This is a genomic window from Streptomyces sp. NBC_00490, assembly GCF_036013645.1.
Classification (GTDB): domain Bacteria; phylum Actinomycetota; class Actinomycetes; order Streptomycetales; family Streptomycetaceae; genus Streptomyces; species Streptomyces canus_F.
Genome location: NZ_CP107869.1, coordinates 4366210 through 4387527, shown reverse-complemented (window position 1 = coordinate 4387527; position 21318 = coordinate 4366210). Strand labels below are relative to the sequence as shown.

General features: G+C 71.8%; 18 protein-coding genes and 1 tRNA gene. 14 read left to right on the top strand and 5 right to left on the bottom strand.

Annotation, left to right across the window (positions count from 1 at the left end):
* The first annotated feature begins 155 nt into the window (after positions 1-155).
* Positions 156-437 (top strand): HU family DNA-binding protein, encoded by a 282-nt coding sequence (locus tag OG381_RS19765; protein ID WP_007382399.1) that lies wholly within the window; start codon positions 156-158, stop codon positions 435-437.
* A gap of 113 nt (positions 438-550) precedes the next feature.
* On the opposite strand, the gene murA is transcribed toward OG381_RS19765, so the two are convergent.
* Positions 551-1897 carry a UDP-N-acetylglucosamine 1-carboxyvinyltransferase gene (murA, locus tag OG381_RS19760; protein WP_046258926.1) on the bottom strand — a complete coding sequence of 449 codons (1347 nt, stop codon included), beginning with the start codon at positions 1895-1897 and terminating at the stop codon, positions 551-553.
* A 254-nt stretch (positions 1898-2151) separates the two neighbouring features.
* Here murA and OG381_RS19755 point away from each other — a divergent pair, with 254 nt between their 5' ends.
* From OG381_RS19755 to OG381_RS19700, 12 genes are all read left to right on the top strand, one after another.
* Positions 2152-2724 carry a YqgE/AlgH family protein gene (locus OG381_RS19755; protein ID WP_046258927.1) on the top strand — a complete coding sequence of 191 codons (573 nt, stop codon included), beginning with the start codon at positions 2152-2154 and terminating at the stop codon, positions 2722-2724.
* A 29-nt stretch (positions 2725-2753) separates the two neighbouring features.
* Entirely contained in the window at positions 2754-3059 is a 306-nt protein-coding gene (locus OG381_RS19750; protein ID WP_307030001.1) for a DUF3039 domain-containing protein, read from the top strand.
* Positions 3060-3252: 193 nt separating this feature from the next.
* Positions 3253-4554, top strand: coding sequence for an extracellular solute-binding protein (locus OG381_RS19745; protein WP_327717397.1), 1302 nt, complete (start codon positions 3253-3255; stop codon positions 4552-4554).
* A 113-nt stretch (positions 4555-4667) separates the two neighbouring features.
* Positions 4668-5555, top strand: coding sequence for a carbohydrate ABC transporter permease (locus OG381_RS19740; RefSeq protein WP_327717396.1), 888 nt, complete (start codon positions 4668-4670; stop codon positions 5553-5555).
* Positions 5552-6409 carry a carbohydrate ABC transporter permease gene (locus tag OG381_RS19735; RefSeq protein WP_327717395.1) on the top strand — a complete coding sequence of 286 codons (858 nt, stop codon included), beginning with the start codon at positions 5552-5554 and terminating at the stop codon, positions 6407-6409. Before OG381_RS19740 ends, OG381_RS19735 begins: the two co-directional genes overlap by 4 nt.
* Position 6410: 1 nt before the next feature.
* The gene (locus OG381_RS19730) at positions 6411-8030 is read left to right on the top strand and encodes a beta-N-acetylhexosaminidase (protein ID WP_327717394.1); all 1620 of its coding nucleotides are present in this window, start codon (positions 6411-6413) and stop codon (positions 8028-8030) included.
* 252 nt (positions 8031-8282) lie between these two features.
* A complete protein-coding gene (locus tag OG381_RS19725) occupies positions 8283-9176 on the top strand; it encodes an FAD binding domain-containing protein (RefSeq protein WP_307030012.1) in 894 nt (297 codons plus the stop codon).
* Positions 9173-10753, top strand: a complete 1581-nt coding sequence (locus OG381_RS19720; RefSeq protein ID WP_327717393.1) for a 2Fe-2S iron-sulfur cluster-binding protein — start codon at positions 9173-9175, stop codon at positions 10751-10753. Before OG381_RS19725 ends, OG381_RS19720 begins: the two co-directional genes overlap by 4 nt.
* Positions 10750-13059 carry a xanthine dehydrogenase family protein molybdopterin-binding subunit gene (locus OG381_RS19715; RefSeq protein ID WP_327717392.1) on the top strand — a complete coding sequence of 770 codons (2310 nt, stop codon included), beginning with the start codon at positions 10750-10752 and terminating at the stop codon, positions 13057-13059. Before OG381_RS19720 ends, OG381_RS19715 begins: the two co-directional genes overlap by 4 nt.
* On the top strand, positions 13056-13178 hold the full coding sequence (locus OG381_RS19710; protein ID WP_327717391.1) for a hypothetical protein: 123 nt from the start codon (positions 13056-13058) through the stop codon (positions 13176-13178). The genes OG381_RS19715 and OG381_RS19710 overlap by 4 nt, the downstream gene beginning before the upstream one ends.
* Positions 13178-13708: an AAA family ATPase gene (locus OG381_RS19705; RefSeq protein WP_327717390.1), complete on the top strand. Its 531-nt coding sequence runs from the start codon at positions 13178-13180 to the stop codon at positions 13706-13708. Before OG381_RS19710 ends, OG381_RS19705 begins: the two co-directional genes overlap by 1 nt.
* Before the next feature lie 178 nt (positions 13709-13886).
* A complete protein-coding gene (locus OG381_RS19700; protein ID WP_327717389.1) occupies positions 13887-15050 on the top strand; it encodes an SUKH-4 family immunity protein in 1164 nt (387 codons plus the stop codon).
* Positions 15051-15131: 81 nt separating this feature from the next.
* Here the strand turns inward: OG381_RS19700 and OG381_RS19695 are convergent.
* A tRNA-Cys gene (locus OG381_RS19695) sits at positions 15132-15206 on the bottom strand.
* A gap of 215 nt (positions 15207-15421) precedes the next feature.
* Here OG381_RS19695 and OG381_RS19690 point away from each other — a divergent pair.
* Positions 15422-16879, top strand: coding sequence for an MFS transporter (locus OG381_RS19690; RefSeq protein ID WP_327717388.1), 1458 nt, complete (start codon positions 15422-15424; stop codon positions 16877-16879).
* A 9-nt stretch (positions 16880-16888) separates the two neighbouring features.
* Here the strand turns inward: OG381_RS19690 and OG381_RS19685 are convergent, their stop codons facing one another.
* Genes OG381_RS19685 through OG381_RS19675 form a run of 3 tightly spaced genes read right to left on the bottom strand, consistent with a single transcriptional unit; the run spans position 16889 to position 21314 of the window.
* Positions 16889-19216 (bottom strand): non-ribosomal peptide synthetase, encoded by a 2328-nt coding sequence (locus OG381_RS19685; RefSeq protein ID WP_327717387.1) that lies wholly within the window; start codon positions 19214-19216, stop codon positions 16889-16891.
* Between the two features lie 23 nt (positions 19217-19239).
* The gene (locus OG381_RS19680) at positions 19240-19980 is read right to left on the bottom strand and encodes a thioesterase II family protein (RefSeq protein WP_327717386.1); all 741 of its coding nucleotides are present in this window, start codon (positions 19978-19980) and stop codon (positions 19240-19242) included.
* A gap of 41 nt (positions 19981-20021) precedes the next feature.
* The gene (locus tag OG381_RS19675; RefSeq protein WP_327717385.1) at positions 20022-21314 is read right to left on the bottom strand and encodes a M18 family aminopeptidase; all 1293 of its coding nucleotides are present in this window, start codon (positions 21312-21314) and stop codon (positions 20022-20024) included.
* Between the last annotated feature and the right edge of the window lie 4 nt (positions 21315-21318).

Here is a 21318-nt window from a genome sequence, read left to right as displayed (position 1 = left end):
GTGGGGGCAGGATGCGTCTCTGGGCGCGAGGGTCTGACGACGGACCCGGGTCCGGGGCCTTACCGAGAACCCTGGCAGCATCGGCATCGCTGTGCCGAAAGTGCGGCTACGCCGCGTGGCACGCCCCAACGGCAAAAGAACACGGGAGTAACAACATGAACCGCAGTGAGCTGGTGGCCGCCCTGGCCGACCGCGCCGAGGTGACCCGCAAGGACGCCGACGCCGTGCTGGCCGCGTTCGCCGAGACTGTCGGCGAGATCGTCGCCAAGGGCGACGAGAAGGTCACCATCCCCGGCTTCCTGACCTTCGAGCGCACCCACCGTGCCGCTCGCACCGCGCGCAACCCGCAGACCGGCGACCCGATCCAGATCCCCGCCGGTTACAGCGTCAAGGTCTCCGCGGGCAGCAAGCTCAAGGAAGCCGCCAAGGGCAAGTAAGGCCTGACGGTACGTCCGGTACGACGTACGAGGCGCAGTAACGCCAATGGGGCGGCCCCCTTTTCCAGGGGCCGCCCCATCGCCGTACTCGGACCGGGTCTACTCGGACTGGGCTATCCGAGCGCCTTGCCCGGCAGTTCGACCTTCGCGCCGAGTTCCACGAGCTTCTCCATGAAGTTCTCGTAGCCACGGTTGATGAGGTCGATGCCGTGGACCCGCGAGGTCCCCTGGGCCGCGAGGGCGGCGATCAGGTAGGAGAAGCCGCCGCGGAGGTCGGGGATGACCAGATCGGCGCCCTGGAGCTTCGTCGGGCCCGACACGACGGCCGAGTGGAGGAAGTTGCGCTGGCCGAAGCGGCAGTCGCTGCCGCCCAGGCACTCGCGGTACAGCTGGATGTGAGCACCCATCTGGTTGAGCGCGGAGGTGAATCCGAGGCGGGACTCGTAGACCGTCTCGTGGATGATCGACAGGCCGGTGGCCTGGGTGAGCGCCACGACCAGCGGCTGCTGCCAGTCCGTCTGGAAGCCCGGGTGCACGTCGGTTTCGAGCGCGATGGACTTCAACTGGCCGCCGGGGTGCCAGAAGCGGATGCCCTCGTCGTCGATCTCGAAGGCGCCGCCCACCTTCCGGTAGGTGTTCAGGAACGTCATCATCGAGCGCTGCTGGGCGCCGCGGACGTAGATGTTGCCTTCGGTCGCCAGCGCCGCGGAAGCCCACGAGGCGGCCTCCAGGCGGTCCGGGAGGGCGGCGTGGTTGTAGCCGCCGAGCTGGTCCACACCGGTGACGCGGATCGTGCGGTCGGTGTCCATCGCGATGATGGCGCCCATTTTCTGCAGGACGCAGATGAGGTCCTCGATCTCCGGCTCCACCGCGGCGTTGGAGAGCTCGGTGACACCTTCGGCGAGGACCGCGGTGAGCAGCACCTGCTCGGTCGCGCCCACGGACGGGTACGGCAGCCGGATCTTCGTTCCGCGCAGGCGCCGCGGCGCCTCCAGGAACTGCCCGTCCGCCCGCTTCTCGATGGTCGCGCCGAACTGGCGCAGCACCTCGAAGTGGAAGTCGATGGGCCGGCCGCCGATGTCGCAGCCGCCGAGACCGGGGATGAAGGCGTGCCCGAGGCGGTGCAGCAGCGGGCCGCACAGCAGGATCGGGATACGGCTGGAACCCGCGTGGGCATCGATGTCGGCGACGTTCGCGCTCTCGACATGCGTCGGGTCCATCACCAGTTCGCCCGGCTCCTCACCCGGACGGACCGTCACCCCATGCAGTTGCAGCAGTCCGCGTACGACCCGCACGTCACGGATGTCCGGAACGTTGCGCAGTCGACTCGGTCCACTGCCCAGCAGGGCGGCGACCATGGCCTTCGGTACGAGGTTCTTCGCACCACGAACACGGATCTCGCCCTCCAGCGGGGTGCCGCCGTGGACAAGCAGTACGTCGTCAGAGCCGTTGACGGTCATGTATCTCGCGTTCCGATTGGTGGGGCAGGTGGCCAGAAGGGAAAGGGTAATCGCCGCCCACCCCCCTTCCGTAAGCCCAAGTGCCGCCCAGTCACGTCATAGCTGTGTCACAACACGTGCCGTGCGGTCCCGGGCACATGGGGTCACCGGGGCGGTTGTGCGCGTGGGGGCGCGTGGTTGCGCTCTGAGCTGCATTCCCTGCCGTACGCGCATTGCCTCCCCGCTCACGGGGAAGATGCGGGATCATGTCTGGCATGACCGAGGTGTCCTCGCTCACAGGGCGGTTGCTCGTGGCAACACCCGCCCTGGCGGACCCGAACTTCGACCGTGCGGTGGTGCTCCTTCTCGACCACGACGAGGAGGGCTCCCTCGGTGTCGTCCTCAACCGGCCCACTCCGGTGGACGTGGGCGACATCCTGGAGGGCTGGGCGGACCTCACCGGTGAGCCCGGCGTCGTCTTCCAGGGCGGCCCGGTCTCTCTCGACTCCGCGCTCGGCGTGGCCGTCATCCCGGGCGGCGCGTCCGGCGAGCGCGCTCCGCTGGGCTGGCGCCGGGTGCACGGGGCGATCGGTCTGGTCGACCTGGAGGCACCGCCGGAACTTCTCGCCTCGGCCCTGGGGTCGCTGCGGATCTTCGCCGGATACGCCGGCTGGGGGCCCGGCCAGCTGGAGGACGAGCTGGTGGAGGGCGCCTGGTACGTCGTCGAGTCCGAACCCGGCGACGTCTCCTCCCCGTCCCCGGAAAGGCTCTGGCGCGAGGTTCTGCGCCGCCAGCGCAACGAGCTCGCGATGGTGGCCACATATCCGGACGACCCTTCGCTCAACTGATGTCTGTGAGCTTCAGTACGCTTGCCTTTATGAGCACTCTTGAGCCTGAGACCCAGCCGCAGCGCGAGCGCGGGACTGGAACGGGGACCCTCGTAGAGCCGGCGCCGCAGGTGTCCCATGGTGACGGCGACCACGAGCGCTTCGCCCACTATGTCCAGAAGGACAAGATCATGGCGAGCGCCCTCGACGGGACCCCCGTCGTGGCGCTGTGCGGCAAGGTCTGGGTGCCGGGCCGCGACCCGAAGAAGTACCCCGTGTGTCCCATGTGCAAGGAGATCTACGAGTCCATGGGTGCCGGCGGGGACGGCGACGGCAAGGGCGGCGGCGACAAGTAGGCCCGCTGCCCGACTGAGTTTCGCGAGGCCCCCGGGGCGCGTTTCGGCGCGCTCCGGGGGCCTTTCGCATGCCCTCACAGGTCACGAAGTGGTGGAGACCTCTTGTGGGCATGTTCATGTAGTCCCTAGCCTCCGTTGTGCAGAGCGAAACTGTCATTGCACATGTTGCAACGCATGCTCGGAGGCCCACTCCATGAAGCGCTCCCCCCGATCCCCCCGCCTGGCCGTCCTGCTCACGGCCCTCGTCGTCACCGCCTGCGCCCCGCAGACCTCCACCAACACCGCCTCCGACAAGGACGAGAAGTCCGGCACCCTGCGCGTCTGGCTCTTCCAGGAGGTCGGCAACAAGCCCAAGGAGAAGGTCGTCGACTCGGTCGTCACCGCCTTCCGGAAGGCCCACAAGGACACGAAGGTCGACGTCGAGTACATCCCGGTCGAGACCCGCGCCCAGCGCGTCAAGGCCGCCTTCAACGACCCGAAGTCCGCGCCCGACGTCATGGAGTACGGCAACACCGACACCGCCGGCTATGTGAAGGACGGCGGACTCCTCGACGTCACGAAGGAGTTCGGCGCCTGGAGCGAGGCGAAGGACACCGACCCGACGGCGAAGCAGTCGGTCACGGTGGCCGGCAAGGTGTACGGGGCGCCGTTCTACGTCGGTGTACGCGCCCTCTACTACCGCACGGACGTGTTCGAGAAGCTCGGCCTCGACGTGCCGAAGTCGATGGCCGAGCTGGCCTCCACGGCCCGCAGGATCCGGGCCGCCGAGCCCGGGTTGTACGGCCTGGTCGTCGGCGGCGCCTACACCTACGGCGCGATGCCGTTCGTGTGGGCCAACGGCGGTGAACTCGCCACCGGCACGGCGGGCTCGTACACCGCCGCGATCGACAGCGCGGCGGCCCAGAAGGGCATCAAGGCGTACACGTCCCTGTTCTCGGACGACAACTGTCCCGCCGCCAAGTGCGCGGGCTTCGGCGGCAACGACACGATCACCGCGTTCGCGGCCGGCAAGGCGGGCATGGCGATCGGCGGCGACTTCAGTCACACGGCGGTCGAGGCGGGCAAGGTCAAGGGCAAGTACGCGGTCGTCCCGCTGCCGGGGGTCGCGCCCGGCTCGATCGCTCCCGCCTTCGCGGGCGGCAACAACATCGGCGTACTGAAGAGCACGTCGCACCGGACACTGGCCGTCGAGCTGATGGAGCAGCTGTCGTCGAAGAAGACGCAGGCCTCGATGTTCGACGCGATGGGCTTTCTGCCGACGTTCACCGATGTGCGGCAGCGGGCGGCGGCGCGGGAGCCGTATGTGAAGCCGTTCGCGCGGACGCTGGGGGCGGGGACGAGGTTCGTGCCGGCGTCGCCGGGGTGGTCGCAGATCGACTCGTCGCTGGTGCTGCCGACGATGTTGCAGGAGATCATCAGCGGTAAGAAGGGTGTGGCCGCGGCTTCGAAGGATGCGGCCGCGAAGATGGACGAGGCGTTTGGCTCTGCCGGGTGAGCGGCACGCCTACCAGCTCGGGGGCTGCGGAGCGTTTGCGGGTGCGGGAGGGGCGTGGCTGGTCGCGCCCACGCGGCGGTAGCCGCAAATTCAACACAGCCCCGCGCCCCTGGGTGGGTGAGGGTTCGCGGCGCCAGAAGGCTCCCTGGCTCTATCTCGCCCCCGCCCTCGTCGTTCTCGGCTCGCTGCTCGTCTATCCCATCTATCAGCTTGGGCTGATCTCCCTCTTCCAGTACACCCAGGCCCAGGTCAGCGGTGGTGAACCGGCCACCTTCGAAGGATTCGGCAACTACGCCGAGCTCTTCGGTGACTCGCGGTTCTGGCAGGTGCTGCTTGCCACCGTCGTCTTCGCCGCGGCCTGTGTCGTGTCCACCCTCGCGGTCGGGTGTGCCCTCGCCGTCCTGCTCACGCGGGTGCGGGCCGTGCCGCGGCTGGTGTTGATGCTGGCCGCGCTGGGGGCGTGGGCGACGCCGGCCGTCACGGGGTCGACGGTGTGGCTGTTTCTGTTCGACGCGGACTTCGGGCCGGTGAACCGGGTGCTGGGCCTCGGCGACCACTCGTGGACGTACGGACGCTTCAGCGCCTTCTTCCTCGTGCTGCTCGAAGTGGTGTGGTGCTCCTTCCCGTTCGTGATGGTCACGGTGTACGCCGGTATCCGCGCCGTCCCGGGCGAGGTGCTGGAGGCCGCGGCCCTCGACGGCGCCTCGCACTGGCGGATCTGGCGGTCCGTGCTGGCGCCGATGCTGCGGCCGATCCTGGTGGTCGTCACCATCCAGTCGGTCATCTGGGACTTCAAGGTCTTCACGCAGATCTACGTCATGACGAACGGCGGCGGCATCGCGGGCCAGAACCTCGTCCTGAACGTCTACGCCTACCAGCAGGCGTTCGCCTCCTCGCAGTACGGCCTCGGCTCGGCGATCGGGATCGTGATGCTGCTGATCCTGCTCGCCGTGACGCTGGGGTATCTGCGACTGCTCCGCAGGCAGGGGGAGGAACTGTGAATCTTGTACGAGCCCGGGCGCGGTCTTTTGTGAGGCGTCCGTGGCGGTTGGCCGCCGAGGCGTCCGCGCTGCTGATCGCGGTGGTCGTCGCCTTCCCCCTCTACTGGATGGTGCTGAGCGCCTTCAAACCGGCCGGGGAGATCGAGTCGGCCGAGCCGCGGCCCTGGACGCTTTCGCCCTCCCTGGATTCCTTCCGGCGCGTGTTCGGCCAGCAGGATTTCGGTCGGTATTTCGTCAACAGCCTTGTCGTGGCGTGCACGGTGGTGATCGCCTCCGCACTGATCGCGTTTCTCGCGGCGACCGCGGTGACCCGATTCCGCTTCCGCTTCCGGACCACGCTGCTGATCATGTTCCTGGTGGCGCAGATGGTGCCGGTGGAGGCACTCACCATCCCTCTCTTCTTCCTGATGCGGGACTTCGGTCAGCTGAACACGCTGGGCTCGCTGATCCTGCCGCACATCGCCTTCTCGCTGCCCTTCGCGATCTGGATGCTGCGGGGGTTCGTGAAAGCGGTGCCCGAGGCGCTGGAGGAGGCCGCGTACATCGACGGGGCGAGCCGGGCGCGATTCCTGTGGCAGATCCTTTTCCCGCTCGTGTTCCCCGGGTTGGTGGCCACGAGCGTGTTTTCCTTCATCTCGGCCTGGAACGACTTCCTGTTCGCCAAGTCGTTCATCATCAGCGACACGTCCCAGTCGACGCTGCCGATGGCCCTGCTGGTCTTCTACAAGCCGGACGAGCCGGACTGGGGCGGCGTGATGGCGGCGTCGACGGTGATGACGGTTCCGGTGCTGGTGTTCTTCGTACTCGTACAGCGACGGCTGGTCTCGGGGCTGGGCGGAGCGGTAAAGGACTGACGTGACTTCACTCGCGGATCTGATTCCGGCGCCGCGCGCCGTCGAAGGGCCCAGTCCCTGCGGTTTCGTCTTCGGGGTGGACACCGCCCTGTGGGGCGCGCCGGGCACCGAGGGCACGCAGCGGTGGCTGCGCTCCACGGTGGGCGCGGCCCTGGGGCTGTCGCTGCCGCCCGGGCAGGAGGGTGCCGAGAACACCGTCACGCTGCGGCTCGACGACACCCTGGACCCGGAGGGGTACCGACTGAAGGTCACCCTCAACTGGGGCGTCGAGATCACGGGCGGCGGCGCGGCCGGGGTGTTCTGGGGCGCGCAGTCACTGCGTCAACTCCTCGGCCCCGACGCCTTCCGGCGCGCTCCCATCGACCCCGGACTCGAATACGGGGTCCAGCACCAGACGATCGAGGACGCCCCCCGCTTCCGCTGGCGCGGCCTCATGCTCGACGTCGCCCGGCACTTCATGCCCAAGGACGGTGTCCTGCGCTACCTCGATCTGATGGCCGCCCACAAACTCAACGTCTTCCACTTCCACTTGACGGACGACCAGGGCTGGCGGATCGAGATCGGGAGGTACCCCCGGCTGACCGAGGTCGGCTCATGGCGGGCGCGTACCAAATTCGGCCACCGGGCCTCGCCGTTGTGGGAGGAGAAGCCGCACGGTGGCTACTACACACAGGACGACATCCGGGAGATCGTGGCCTACGCCGCCGAGCGGCATATCACCGTCGTCCCCGAAATCGACGTACCGGGACACTCGCAGGCGGCCATCGCCGCGTATCCGGAACTCGGCAACACCGACACCTCCCTCTCCGTGTGGGACACCTGGGGTATCTCTCCGAACGTACTCGCCCCCACTGACAACACCCTGCGCTTCTACGAGGGCGTCTTCGAGGAACTCCTGGAACTGTTCCCGAGTGAGTTCATTCACGTCGGCGGCGACGAATGCCTGAAGGACCAGTGGCGGGCCTCACCCGCCGCACAGGCCCGGATCAAGGAACTCGGGGTCGGCGACGAGGACGGCCTGCAGTCGTGGTTCATCGGGCACTTCGACAAGTGGCTCACCGCGCGCGGCCGCCGGCTCATCGGCTGGGACGAGATCCTGGAGGGCGGTCTCGCTCCGGGCGCGGCCGTGTCCTCGTGGCGCGGGTACGAGGGCGGCATCACGGCCGCGCGCGCGGGCCACGACGTCGTCATGTGTCCTGAACAGCAGGTGTACTTGGACCACCGGCAGCACGAGGGCGCCGACGAGCCGGTCCCCATCGGCTACGTCCGCACCCTGGAGGACGTGTACCGCTTCGAACCCGTTCCACCGGAGCTGACCTCGGCGGAGGCGGCGCATGTCCTCGGCACGCAGGCCAACCTGTGGACCGAGGTCATGGAGGACCAGGCGCGCGTGGACTACCAGGCGTTTCCCAGGCTTTCGGCCTTCGCCGAGGTCGCCTGGAGCGATCTGCCCGCCCCTGCCGAGCGCGACTTCGACGGCTTCGAGCGGCGAATGGTCCGGCACTACGAGCGACTTGACGCCCTGGGCGTCTCCTACCGGCCGCCCACCGGACCGCGGCCCTGGCAGCGGCGCCCAGGAGTGCTCGGCCGGCCGATCGAGGGGCCGCCACCGAACAGGTAGGTCTTCCGAACAGGTTACGGATAAAGCCCGCAAGCATCACCGAAGAGTGTCAATCCGTACGCACAGGTGATGCCGTACGAAAACGGACCATCTCCCCGACGACGTGGGCGAATGCCTCCTAGCGGACCCCTGTCTTCGGCCCCGGCGAAGATGTGCCAGAGTTGCCACGTCCGCCCTGTCAGCACGTACCGTACGGCAGCAACAGGTGGGACCAGCTGGGACCAGGTGGGGCAGCGGGAAGGGGCAGCCGGTTTGACCACGCACGCACCGCAGGCGGCGCAGGCCGTCACGCTGCCCACGACACTGGACGAGGCAGTGACGGCCCTCACTGCCATGCCCGCAGCCGTGCCCGTCGCGGGCGGCACCGACCTCATGGCCGCCGTCAACTCCGGCCAACTCAGGCCCGCCGCCCTGGTGGGCCTCGGCCGCATCAGCGAGATCCGCGGCTGGCAGTACCAGGACGGGCACGCCCTGCTCGGAGCCGGACTCACGCACGCGCGGATGGGCCGGCCCGACTTCGCCGCCCTCATCCCCGCGCTCGCCGCCTCGGCACGCGCGGCGGGCCCGCCGCAGATCCGCAACGCGGGCACCCTGGGCGGCAACATCGCCACGGCGTCCCCCACCGGTGACGCGCTCCCGGTCCTCGCCGCCCTCGAAGCGACGCTGATCATCGCGGGCCCCGGCGGAGCCCGCCGGGAGATCCCGGTGTCGCATCTGCTGGCCGGCATGGAGATGCTGCGCGCCGGCGAACTCATCGGCTTCGTGCGCGTGCCGCTGCTGCACGCACCGCAGGTCTTCCTCAAGGCCACCGGCCGCACCGGCCCCGGACGGGCGATGGCCTCCGTCGCGCTCGTCCTCGACCCCGCCCGGCGCGGAGTGCGGTGCGCCGTCGGAGCCATAGCGCCGATGCCGCTGCGGCCCCTGGACGCCGAGCTGTGGGTCGGCCGGCTGATCGACTGGGACAACAACCGCGCGCTCGTCCCGGAGGCGTTGCAGGCCTTCGGTGAGTACGTCGCCGCGGCCTGCATCCCCGACCCGGCCCCGGAGGCGGACGGCTCCGTGCCACAGCTTCCGCCCGGCGTACTGCATCTGCGGCGCACCGTCGCCGCGCTGGCCCGACGAGCACTGGGGAGGGCGCTGTCGTGACCGACGACCGGAACGAAGAGGCCATGCCCCAGGGCGGCGGCCGCTGGGACCCGCTGCCCCAGGGCGACTACGACGACGGCGCGACCGCCTTCGTGAAGCTCCCCGAGGGCGGCATCGAGGCCCTGCTGGCCTCCGACACCCCGCTCGCCGCGCCCGGTCACGGCTATGTGCCGCCGCAGATAACGGCGGCCCCCGACGGCGCCGCCGGCACCGATCCGGCGGCCACCGGTGCCTGGGCCGTGCCCGTCGACGGCACCCAGTGGCCCGACCCGAACGCCGTGCCGCAGGGCGGCGTGGACGACCGGTTCACGTACAGCCCGGGCGCGACCGGGCAGTGGAACTTCCAGGAGCACACGGAGGCCGCGGAGATCGCTCCCGCGCCGGGTCACGACGTGACCGGGCAGTGGTCGATCCCCGTCGCCGGTGGCGACCTTCCGGACGAATCGGGCGAGTTCACCACGTCGTCCCTGGTCGAGCAGTGGGGCGGCACACCGCCGGCCACACTGCCCGGCGGCGCGTCCGCCCCGTGGGCGACGCCGACGGGACAGCCGTGGGACTCCGAGCCGCCGGGCGACGAGCACGCGCACGTGCCGAACGGCGCGTACAACGGCGGCCACGCGGTCGCCGACGCTCCGGACCACGCCGTGCCGGACACCCACGCACCCGTGGAGACGAGCACCGCACCCGCCCCCGCCGAGCCCTCCGCGGACACCCCCGCCCCCGACGCCTCACAGCCCGCTCAAGGCCCCGGTGAGGCCGCGGCGGCAGCCGAGGGGCCCGAAGGCGCCCCGGAGGCCGTGGAGAGCCCTGAGGCGGCCACCGAGCCGCACGCGGAGCACACCCCGGCCGACGCCGACGACGACGCCGGGACGCGGACCGAGGAAGAGCACGCCGCCGACCCCGAGGCCGACGACTCCGCCGCCGCCCCGGACGAGCAGGCCCCCGTGCTCTCCGGCGAGCACCCCCTCGCCTCCTACGTCCTGCGCGTCAACGGCGTCGAACGCCCCGTCGCCGACGCCTGGATCGGCGAGTCGCTGCTCTACGTGCTGCGCGAACGCCTCGGCCTCGCGGGCGCCAAGGACGGCTGCTCGCAGGGCGAGTGCGGGGCGTGCAACGTCCAGGTCGACGGACGCCTCGTCGCCTCCTGCCTGGTGCCCGCGGTCACCGCCGCCGGCAGCGAGGTCCGTACCGTCGAGGGCCTCGCCGAGGACGGGCACCCCTCCGACGTGCAGCGCGCGCTCGCCAAGTGCGGCGCGGTGCAGTGCGGATTCTGCGTGCCCGGCATGGCGATGACCGTGCACGACCTCCTGGAGGGCAACCCGGCGCCGTCCGAGCTGGAGACCCGCCAGGCACTGTGCGGCAACCTGTGCCGCTGCTCCGGCTACCGGGGCGTCGTGGACGCCGTCCAGGCGGTCGTCGCGGAGCGCGCGGCCCATCACGCCGCGGCGGAATCTGAGTCGGACACGGACGAGGCACGTATCCCCCATCAGGCGGGCCCCGGAGCCGGCGGCGTCAACCCGTCGGCCTTCGAGCCGCGCCATGACCAGGCGTACGGACAGGACGGAGGCCAGGCGTGAGCAACGAAGCCGCCACCGCGACCACCCCCGCGGAGGCAGCCCCCGCCCCCGAACCGATCCCGCACGGCATCGGCGTCTCCCTGCCGACCGCCGACGCCCGTGCCAAGACCGAGGGCACCTTCCCCTACGCGGCCGACCTGTGGGCCGAGGGACTGCTGTGGGCGGCCGTGCTGCGCTCCCCGCACGCGCACGCGCGCATCGTGTCCATCGACACGTCCCACGCGCGCGACATGCCCGGCGTACGCGCCGTCGTCACGCACGAGGACGTGCCCGGCAGCCCGGTCCACGGCCGCGGCAAGGCCGACCGCCCGGTCTTCGCCTCCGAGGTCGTACGGCACCACGGCGAGCCCATCGCGGCCGTCGCCGCCGACCACCCCGACACCGCGCGGATGGCCGCGGCGGCCGTCATCGTCGAGTACGAGGTCCTCGACCCGGTGACCGACCCGGAGCAGGCCTTCGAGGCCGAGCCGCTGCACGCCGACGGCAATCTGATCCGGCACATCCCGCTGCACCACGGCGACCCGTCCGTGAGCGGCGAGATCGTCGTCGAGGGCCAGTACCGCATCGGCCGCCAGGACCCGGCCCCCATCGGCGCCGAGGCCGGCCTCGCCGTGCCGCGCCCCGACGGCGGCGTCGAGCTGTACCTGGCCTCCACCGACCCGCACACCGACCGGGACACCGCCGCCGCCTGCTACGGCCTGGAACCCGAACGCGTCAAGGTCGTCGTCACCGGTGTCCCCGGCGCCACCGCCGACCGCGAGGACCAGGGCGTCCAGCTCCCGCTCGGCCTGCTGGCGCTCAAGACCGGCTGCCCGGTCAAACTCACCGCCACGCGCGAGGAGTCCTTCCTCGGCCACGCGCACCGCCACCCGACGCTCCTCAGATACCGCCACCACGCGGATGCCGAGGGCCGGCTGGTGAAGGTCGAGGCACAGATCCTGCTCGACGCGGGCGCCTATGCCGACACCTCCGCCGAGGCCCTCGCGGCCGCCGTGGGCTTCGCCTGCGGCCCGTACGTCGTCCCGAACGCCTTCATCGAGGGCTGGGCCGTACGCACCAACAACCCGCCCTCGGGCCATGTACGCGGCGAGGGCGCCATGCAGGTCTGCGCCGCCTACGAGGCGCAGATGGACAAGCTGGCCAAGAAGCTCGGCGTCGACCCGGCGGAACTGCGCCTGCGCAACGCGCTCGCCACCGGCGACGTGCTCCCGACCGGCCAGACGGTGACCTGCCCGGCACCGGTCGCCGAACTCCTCCAGGCCGTACGCGACTTCCCGCTGCCCGCGCTGCCCAAGGACACCCCCGAGGACGACTGGCTGCTGCCCGGCGGCCCCGAGGGCGCGGGCGAGCCGGGCGCCGTCCGACGCGGCGTGGGCTACGGCCTCGGCATGGTGCACATGCTCGGGGCGGAGGGCGCCGACGAGGTCTCCACCGCCACCGTGAAGGTCCACGACGGCGTGGCCACGGTCCTGTGCGCCGCCGTCGAGTCCGGCCAGGGCTTCACGACGCTGGCCCGCCAGATCGTCCAGGAGACCCTCGGCATCGACGAGGTGCACGTCGCGCCCGTGGACACCGACCAGCCCCCGGCGGGCCCGGGCTGCCGGGGCCGGCACACCTGGGTCTCGGGCGGCGCGGTGGAACGGGCCGCGAAGATGGTCCGCACGCAACTGCTCCAGCCGCTGGCGCACAAGTTCGGGATGTCCACCGAACTGCTCCAGATCACCGACGGCAAGATCACCTCGTACGACGGCGTCCTGTCGACCACCGTCACCGAGGCCATGGAGGGCAAGGAACTGTGGGCGACGGCACAGTGCCGCCCGCACCCCACGGAGCCCCTGAACGAGTCCGGCCAGGGCGACGCCTTCGTGGGCATGGCCTTCTGCGCCATCCGCGCGGTGGTGGACGTCGACATCGAACTCGGCTCGGTCCGGGTCGTCGAACTCGCCGTCGCCCAGGACGTGGGACGGATCCTGAACCCGGCCCAGCTCGCCGCGCGCATCGAGGCGGGTGTCACCCAGGGCGTGGGCATAGCGCTGACGGAGAACCTGCGCACCGCGCGCGGGCTGATCCGCCACCCCGACCTCACGGGCTACGCGCTGCCGACGGCCCTGGACGCCCCGGACATCCGGATCGTGAAGCTGGTCGAGGAGCGGGACGTGGTCGCCCCCTTCGGCGCGAAAGCGGTCAGCGCGGTGCCGGTGGTGACCTCGCCGGCGGCCATCGCCTCCGCCGTAAGGGCCGCCACCGGGCGCCCGGTGAACCGGCTGCCGATCCGGCCGCAGGCCGCGGTGGTGACGACGCAGTGAGCGCGCAGGATCCCCAGCGCTACGAGCCTCCGCCCAGCGTGGGCAAGCTGCTGGTGTGGATCCTGGTGTTCGCGCTGGCGGCGATCGTGGTCGTGCTGGGCGGCGTGTACCTGACGTGATGCCCGGGGTGGTCCTCGTGACCGGCGTGATGGCGTCCGGCAAGTCGACGGTCGCCCAGGCACTGGCGGAGAGGCTGCCGCGGGCCGCGCACGTCCGCGGGGACCTCTTCCGGCGGATGATCGTCTCCGGACGCCAGGACTACGACGGCGGCCCCGGCGGCGAGGGCGAGTCCCAGCTCCGGTTGCGGTACCGGCTGTCGGCGGCGACGGCGGACGCGTATGCCGAGGCCGGGTTCACGGCGGTGGTGCAGGACGTGGTGCTGGGGGAGGAACTGGCCGCGTACGTACGCCTGATCCGCACCCGCCCGCTGTACGTCGTCGTCCTCGCGCCGGGCCCCGAGACCGTGGCCGCCCGGGAGGCCGGGCGGGGCAAGACGGGGTACGGGGCGCACTGGTCGGTCACGGAACTGGACCACGTGCTGCGGGCCGAGACACCGCGGATCGGCCTGTGGCTGGACACCTCGGAGCTGTCGGTGGGGGAGACGGTGGAGGCGATCGTGGCGGAGAGGCAACGCGCGAGGGTCGCCTGACGTCTTCTGAGCCAAGGGGCGTTGTCAGTGGTGCCGCGTAGTGTTCCTGTCAGTGGGGAACGGCGGCGGGACCTGCACTGCTCGGCCCGTCCGGCCCTGCTCGGGGAACTGCCTGCGAACTGCCTGCGAACTGCCCCGGGACTGCCTGGGACTGCGAACTTGCACGCACGGGGGAACGATGAGCACGACCGCCACCGCGGTGATCACACTGACCGACGACGACCTCGAACGCTTCGTCACGCACGCCTCGACGCGCCGCTGGCTGGCGGGGCCCGGACTGCCTTCCGAGATCGGCCTGCTGAGCTTCACGGAGCTTGAGCGCGAGGGCCTGCGGACGGTGACCGACGCGACCGGCGACCCCGAGGGGCGGCTGGCCGAGGAGCTGCGGGACCAGCTGGTCATCGGCGGACTGCTCGACATCGAGGGCCAAGAGACGGAACCGGTCCTGCTCGACGGCGCCACGGGCGAGGTGTCCACGACCGACTTCTGGTACGACACCCCGGAACTCATGGAGCGCCGCCCGCTGGCCCCCTCGCTGGAGAAGCTCGTCCGGTTCGCTTCGGCGGCGGAGGAACTGGCCGAGCTGCGCGGACAGTTCGCCTCCTACGCCGGACGCTTCGGACCGCAGGTGGCGGCGGAGGCCTCGCGTCAGCTGCTCGCGGTCTTCGAGGAGGGCGCGGACGGTGAGGTGTCGCCGTACTGGCGGATGGCGGCGCTGATCCGCCCGCTGTCCCTCGTCGCGGGCCCGGGCACACCGTCCGGGTCGGTCCTGGACCTTCCGGCCCGGCTCCTGGACCAGGAGTTCGGGCAGGGCGGCGTCTGGCGCTTCGAGGACGTCGACTTCCCCGCCACGCTCACCCACGAACCGACCCGCCGCTTCCTGCGCGACACCGGCCTGCCCGAGGACGCGGTCCTCTTCCAGCTGGACACGGACGTCCCACTGCCGACCCTCGCCGAGCACCACGCCGACACCCCCGGAGCGGAACTCCCCGACGGGTCCGACCACTTGATCCGCCTCGGCCATCTCGTCGAGGACAACAGCCTGGTCCTCGACGGCAGAACGGGCGCGGTCCTGCGCTGGAGCGAGCCCGAGGCCCGGCTCCACCCCCTCAACACCGACGTCTCCACCCTCGCGTTCACACTCTGGCTGCTGCACCGCGAGCGCGCGATCGACGAGGACCTGGACCACGGACTGTCCGAGGGCCCGTACGCCCAGCTGGCGGCCACCATGGTCCAGGTCCTGTCCTCCGTCGACCCGGCCATCACCCTCACGGACGTCGGCTGGCACTACTGGACCGAGGCGTTCCAGGACGAGGCGGGCGGCGTACTCAGCGCCGGCTGAAGAGTGGGGACGACGGGGAACACCGAGAAGGGCGACACCCCTTCCGGAGTGCCGCCCTTGAGTTCTGCCTGATCAGGCAGGTGGAGGCCGTGGCGGGAATCGAACCCACGTAACTCGCTTTGCAGGCGAGTCCCTGAACCACTCGGGCACACGGCCGGGTCGGTGGAGTGTGGTGCTCCGTGCCGAACTCGGTGGTACGACCGTACGGGGGCGTCGGGGAGGGGCTCAAGGGAATCGCGGGGGCTGCAACGGGACTGCCACACGCCGTTCATGAACGGGGGAGTCCGTCGGTGGTCGTACGACCAAGGTCCTGGCGTCGGACCGTCTCCGGACAGGGGCCAAGACCAGGTGTGACCCTTACGATGGCGACCATGACAGCCCTCGAACCGCGCGGCACCGATGCCGCGGACACCGCCCCCGACCTGGCCACTGTCGTCGAGGAGGGGGTGCTGGGCCGGCCGTACCGGGCGCTCAGTATCGGGATCGTGTCCGTGGTGCTGCTGATCGCGTTCGAGGCGACCGCCGTGGGGACGGCGATGCCGGTCGCGGCGCGGGAGCTGGACGGGGTCTCGCTCTACGCGTTCGCGTTCTCCGGGTACTTCACGACGAGCCTGTTCGGGATGGTGCTCGCCGGACAGTGGTCCGACCGGCGCGGCCCGCTCGGAGCGTTGACCGGCGGGATCGGAGCGTTCGCCGCGGGGCTGATGCTGTCCGGGACCGCGGGCACCATGTGGCTGTTCATCCTCGGGCGGGCCGTGCAGGGGCTGGGCGGCGGCCTGGTGATCGTCGCCCTCTACGTCGTCGTCGGGCGGGCCTATCCCGAGCGGCTGCGGCCGGCGATCATGGCGGCCTTCGCGGCGGGCTGGATCGTGCCGTCGATCGTCGGGCCGCTCGCCTCGGGCGCGGTGACCGAACACCTCGGGTGGCGCTGGGTGTTCGTCGGCATTCCGGTGCTGGTCGTGTTCCCGCTGGCCCTCGCCCTCCCACAGATCCGGCGCAGGGCCTCGGGGCCCATGGAGGGATCCGACGGGAGCGCCGCCTTCGACCGCCGCCGCATCCGGCTCGCCCTCGCCGTCTCCCTCGGCGCCGGACTCCTCCAGTACGCCGCCCAGGACCTCCGCTGGCTCTCCCTCGTCCCCGGCATCATCGGAGCCGCGCTGCTGGTGCCGGCCGTGCTCGGGCTGCTCCCGCGCGGCACCTACCGGGCGGTGCGCGGACTGCCCTCCGTGGTACTGCTGCGCGGTGTCGCCGCGGGCTCCTTCATCGCCGCCGAGTCCTTCGTACCGCTGATGCTGGTCACCCAGCGGGGCCTGTCCCCGACACTCGCCGGGTTCTCCCTCGCCGCGGGCGGCCTCACCTGGGCGCTGGGCTCGTGGGTGCAGTCACGGCCACGGGTCGAGCCCCACCGCCAGCGCCTGATGACGCTGGGCATGCTCCTGGTCGCCGCCTCGATCGCCGCCGCGCCGAGCGTGCTGATCGACGCGGTGCCCGTCTGGACGCTGGCCGTGGTGTGGGGGCTCGGCTGTTTCGGCATGGGCCTGGTGATCGCCTCCACGAGTGTGCTGCTGCTCCAGCTCTCCGCCCCGGACCAGGCGGGCACCAACTCCGCCTCCCTGCAGATCTCCGACGCCCTGTCCAACGTCGTCCTGCTGGCGACGGGCGGCGCCGCGTTCGCGGCCCTGGGCGGCGGCACGGTGAGCCATACGGCGACGGAGGCCACCGGCTCCCATCCGGCCGCGTTCGCCGCGGTGTTCCTGCCGATGGCGGCGGTGGCCCTGGTCGGGGCATGGGTGACGACCCGGCTCAGGGAACGGCCGACCACACCCTGAGCCCGACCGTCACGCACGCCCCGTGACCCGCCGTATCTCCTCGGCGAACCCGCGCACGGTCGGCTCCTCCAGCAGGGCCGCCAGCGGGATCTCCGCGCCCAGCCGCTCCCTGAGCCGGGTGACGGTCTCGACCACCTTGTACGAGTTCCCGCCCAGGTCGAAGAAGTCGTCGTCGGGCTTCACGGAGTCCAGCCCGAGGGCCTCGCACCAGACGGCGGCCACCAGCTCCTCGACGCCGAGCTCCCCGGCCCCCGCGTCCGTTGCGGGCGCCGGGCGCGACGGTGTGGCGCGTGCCGCCCGGGACTCCAGCAGCAGGCGGTCCACCTTGCCGTTCGGCGTGAACGGGAGGGCGTCCAGGAGGTCGACCGTCGCCGGGACCATCGTGGGCGGAAGCCAGCCGCGCAGGGCCTCGCGGACCGACGCCGTCAGCTCGGCGGCCGGCGCGGACGGCACCTCGGGCACCACGAACGCGGCCAGCGCCTTCTCCAGGCCCGCGCCGTGTGCCACCACGACCGCCTGCCGCACCCCCGCGCAACGCCGGGCCGTCGACTCGATCTCACCGAGCTCGACACGGACACCGCGGATCTTCACCTGCCGGTCGACCCTGCCGAGGAACTCCAAGGCGCCGCCGGGCCGGGCCCGTACGAGGTCGCCGGAGCGGTAGAGCCGCCGGCCCGGTGCCACGGGGGGCGACTCGAGGAAGCGTTCCGCGGTCAGTTCGGGGCGGTTGAGATAGCCGAGGGCCAGGCCCGCGCCGCCGATGTGCAGCTCGCCGGGTTCGCCCTCGGGCACCGGACGGCCGTCCTCGTCGAGGACCCACAGCTCGGTGTCGGGGACGGCGGAGCCGATGAGGACCGTGTCGAGGGCGGGGTCGCGCGGGCACGGCCAGGCGGTGCAGTGGATCGTGCACTCGCTCGGGCCGTAGAGGTTGGTCAGGGAGGCCGTGGAACGGGCGTGGAAGCGGTGCACCAGGTCGGCGGGGAGCGGTTCGCCGCCGGTCAGGACCTGGCGCAGACCGTCGTAGCGCTCGGTCTCGTCGCGGGCCAGCAGGAACAGTTCCAGCAGCGACACCCCGAAGTACATCGTCGTGACGCCGTGGTCGCGGATCAGCGCCGCCAGATGGTCGGCGTCGCGCTGTCCGCCGGGGGCGGAGAGCACGAGCGTGGCGCCGGAGAGCAACGGCCAGTAGATCTCCGCGAGATACATGTCGAAGGTGCACGTGGTGTGGTGGACGAGCCGGTCGTCGCCGGTCATGGGGTGCGTGGTCTGCAGCGCGTTCATCCGGGAGACCAGGGCGCGGTGGCTGATCAGGGACGCCTTGGGGCGGCCGGTCGAGCCGGACGTGAAGATCAGCGCGACGGGGTCGTCCGGGGAGCCGGCCACCGGTGTCGGGGCCGGCTGTCCGGTGCGGTACTCGTCGTCCGTCAGCAGCGGGACCGCACAGCCGTCGAGGCGGTCGCGCAGGGCCCGGCTCGTCAGCACCGCGCGCGGCGCGCAGTCCTCCAGCATGCCGAGCGTGCGGGCGGGCGGATCGGCCACGTCGAACGCCACGTGTGCCGCCCCCGCGCAGGCCACGCCCAGCACCGCCGCCACGAACTCGACCGACCGCTCGTGATAGACCGCGACCCGGTCGCCGGGCCCCAGCCCCCGGGCCCCCAGCGCGGCCGCCACCACCAGCACCCGCTCCCGCAACTCCCCAGCACTCACCACGGCCCCGTCGGCACAGACCAGGGCGGTCCGCCCCGGGTCCCGCCCCAGACGCTCCAGCAGCAACGCATCGATCCGGTGGGCGGCACCAGCGACATCCAGGCTGCCCGCCGCGCCCGCGGGGTCCGCCGAGCCCGTTGTGCTCGCCGCGCCGCCCGAGCCCGCCGTGCCGCCCGAGCCCGCCGTGCCGCCCGAGCCCGCCGTGCCGCCCGTGCCCGTCGTGTCGGCTGCGTTCGCCGAGCCCACCGGACCCACCGAACCCGCCGTGCCCATTGCACTTGCCGCGACCGTCGTGTCCGCCGCGTCCGCCGTGCCCGCCGTGCCCGCCGTGCCCGCCGCGTCCGCCGTGCCCGCCGTGCCCGCCGCGTCCGCCGTGCCCGCCGTGCCCGCCGTGCCCGCCGTGCCCGCCGTGCCCGCCGTGCCCGCCGTGCCCGCCGTGCCCGCCGTGTCCGTCGTGCCCGCCGAACTCGCCGTGCCGCCCGAGTCCGCCGTGCCGCGCGAACTCGCGGTGCTGGCCGCGGCCGCCGAGCTCGCCGTGCCCGTCGCACCTGTCGCGACCGTCGTGTCCGTCGCGCCTGCCGAACCTGCCTTGTCCGCCGTACCAGCCGTATCCGCCGCCATACCAGCCATGTCCGCCGTACTCGTCACCCGCGTCACACGAGACCCCAGTGGTCCAGGTTCTCCGCCACGGCCGTTGCCAGGGCCTGCGGTTCGTCCACCAGGAGCAGGTGGTGGCCCGGTAGCCAGACCGTGCGGGTGTGGGGGCCGAAGAGGGACCAGGCGTCGGTGCGCTCCTCCGAGCAGAGTTCGTCCTCGTCGCCGAAGACGGTCAGGAGGGGGACGCCGGGGTCGAAGGGTTCGCAGACGTAGTCCTCAACGGCCCTGATGTCCGCCACGATCGCCGGCAGCAGCAGGCCGAGCATCTCCTCGTTCGCGGCGAGTGCGTCCGGTACGCCGCCGAAGTCCCGCAGGATGTCCAGGACTTCGGCACGGTCACGGCCGGGGTCGACGTCGCGCAGGAGACGGCGGCCGGGGTCGGGCTTCTCGTTCACCGCCCACTGGGACACCACGACGAGGCCCGCGACACCTGCGGAGCCCAAACGTCGCAGCGCCTCCAGCGCGATCACGGCGCCCGAGCACACGCCGAGCACGAGCAGGGGTGCCGAGCCCGGCAGGTCCCGGATCGTGGCGGTGACGTCCGCGGTGAGGGCGTCGAGATCACGCCCGGTCTCCCGGACGCGGGACTCGCGGCCGGGCAGCCGGGCCGTCGCCACCAGCCAGTCGTCCGGCGCGTGCGCGGCGAACGGCTGCCCGCTCGCCCCGCCCGCCCCGGCGTGCGGCACGATCAGCACCCGCAGTGCGGCCCGCTCGGGGTCGGCCCCCGCCAGGGTCACATTCCTCGAAGACACCTTCTGCCCCCCTCTTGTCGGTCGGCTCAGCCCGCCGAGACGAACTCCGCCAGCGCCCGGGCCAGATACCCGGGGTCGTCCGCCCCGCACAGCTCGCGCGAGGAGTGCATGGACAGTCCGGGCACGCCCACGTCCACCGTCGTCACGCCCAGCCGGGCCGCGGTGATCGGCCCGATCGACGTACCGCAGGGCATGGCGTTGTTGGACACGAACCGCTGCCAGGGCACCTCGGCCCGGTCCGCGGCGGCGGCGAACGCGGCATAGCCGGTGCCGTCGGTGGCGTACCGCTGATTGACGTTGACCTTGATCACCGGGCCGCCGTTGGGCAGCGGATGGTTGTCCGGGTCGTGCCGCTCGCTGTAGTTGGGGTGCACCGCGTGCGACATGTCGGAGGAGACGCAGATCGTGCCCGCCAGTGCCCGCGCCCAGTCCTCGGCGCCCCCGCCCCGCGCGGTCACCACCCGGCCCAGGACGCGTTCCAGGAGGGGGCCCTGCGCCCCGGTCTCGGAGCCGGAGCCGACCTCCTCGTGGTCGAACGCGGCGAGGACCGGGATGCGTTCGGCGGCCCCCGGCCAGGACTGTGCGACGGTGGCCAGCGTGGCGGCGCCCGCGTGCACGGAGACGAGGTTGTCCAGCCGCGCCGAGACCAGGAACTCGCGGTCGGCGCCCAGCAGTCCGGGCTTCTGCACATCGTGCAGCATCAGGTCCCAGCCGAGCACCTCGGCCGGGTCGAGCCCGGCGTCGGCCGCGATCCGGCGCAGCAGCGCACCCGGCTCCGGCCGGCCCAGCGCCCACACCGGCTGGAGCTGGCGCTGCCGGTCGAGGGACAGGCCCTCGTTCACCGTACGGTCGAGGTGGATCGCCAACTGCGGTACCCGCAACAGGGGTTCGTCGATCTTGACCAGCTTCGCGGTGCCGTCGCGCAGGGTCACCCGGCCGGAGACTCCGAGGTCGCGGTCGAGCCAGGTGTTCAGCGGGACCCCGCCGTAGATCTCCACGGCGACCTGGCGCCAGCCGGCCGAGCCGGTGTCCGGGGTCGGCTTGACCCGCAGGTTGGGGGAGTCGGTGTGCGCGCCGATGATCCGGAACGGTGTGTGCGCGGGCGCCCCCTCGGGGACGTACCAGGCGAGCAGCGCGCCGCCCCGTACGACGAACCGGCCACCGCTGTGACCGGTCCACTCCTCGGTCTCCCGCAGTTCCTCGAAGCCGGCCTTCTCCAGGCGCTGCACGGCCTGCGCCACCGCGTGGTAGGGCGAGGAGGCGGCTTCCAGGAAGGCGAGCAGGTCCTCGTTGTGCAGGGGATCGATGGCCTTGGTCATGCGC